The organism is Candidatus Nitrosarchaeum limnium BG20 (genome assembly GCF_000241145.1).
Classification (GTDB): Archaea; Thermoproteota; Nitrososphaeria; order Nitrososphaerales; family Nitrosopumilaceae; genus Nitrosarchaeum; species Nitrosarchaeum limnae.
Genome location: NZ_AHJG01000006.1, coordinates 1 through 1363 on the forward strand (window position 1 = coordinate 1; position 1363 = coordinate 1363).

The window sequence follows — 1363 nt, forward strand, 5'->3', positions numbered from 1 at the left end:
AAGAAACAATTAAAGCAAAAGTAGAATTTATAGAAAGAATCATCTTAAAGAAAGCGCAAAAAGTTCTAGTGAATATAGAAAGAAACACCCAGTACAGGTGAAAAATCACTTCATCTAAACTATCTCAAGAATAAAGAACAACGAAATAAACAGAGTAAAGAAGAATACACTGCATTAAAACTAGAAACTTTTAGAAAATATTCCAATGGAAATACTCCTACATGTAAAATTTGTAAGGAATCAGATTTGGCTTTTCTGACATTAGATCATGTTCGTGGGAGAAAGGCAGAGGGACACTCAACAAGTTTTTCTGGCGATAAATTATGGCGACATCTAAGGAAAAAATATCACCCACCTGGATACCAAGTCCTGTGTTGGAATTGCAATGTATTGAAATACCGAAATGAACCTGTTGATCATTCTTCAAAATACAGTGCAATGTGGGCTAGAAGCAACAATATCAAATTAAAAAATAAAGTGTTAACTCATTATTCTGATGGCATTATTGCTTGCAAATGTTGTGGATTTAATGACATATTGGCACTTGGATTAGATCATATCAGTGGTAAAAAAACACATGGACATTCTAAAAGAATGACTTCAAGTAGATTGTATAGTAATTTGATTAAAGAAAAATTACCACCTGGATATCAGGTATTTTGTTACAACTGTAATGGAGCTAAAGGGAGAAATCCTAAATGTCCTCATGAAATGAATTAAATTTTAAACTTTTTCATAACTAGAAGAAACTATTCAACTTTATCAGATATGCAACGTGAAACATACATCTCTTATGATACCAGTTATCCCAGACTATCCTGGCAACGTCATACCTTAGGTTCTTTCTGCAATGGCAACAGGTAAGCATCATGATTAAACTAAGGATTTTTGATTATAATTGAATGGGTTATTGTGTTAGATTCTAAATTTATTTGAATAACTTTTTGATTTTATCTATTAGACCTGTCTTTTTTGCTTCAAATCCCTTACAAGTTTTACCTTCTTCTTTGCATTGGTTACATTCTGAAGGATGGGGTTCTGAATGGGATACTCTTGATTGATCACGTTTTTTGTTTTAATATGATTCCATTCTATGTGACCACAATTTGCGCATAGTGATTTTATTTTCTTAGATACTTCGTGAATCTCACCCATGATTAGTAATCACACATAATCGTATATTTACATTCAACACTTTTCGTGACTAAATTAGTATTATTGTCCAATAACTTACCAAGTTAACTTATCATATCAACACTAAATCTTGAAGTTTTTAGAATGCTGGATGAAACTAGGACTATCAGTGTTGTTGTCTTTGAATCTTAAGATGCGGTTTTCTTCATTTCATAAATCTTTAAGAAGT

General features: G+C 31.5%; 1 protein-coding gene. It reads left to right on the forward strand.

Annotated features, from left to right (window positions below; all coding sequences use genetic code 11):
- Nucleotides 1–246: 246 nt before the first annotated feature.
- On the forward strand, nucleotides 247–720 hold the full coding sequence (locus BG20_RS00105) for a hypothetical protein (RefSeq protein WP_010189423.1): 474 nt from the start codon (nucleotides 247–249) through the stop codon (nucleotides 718–720).
- Nucleotides 721–1363 lie beyond the last annotated feature (643 nt).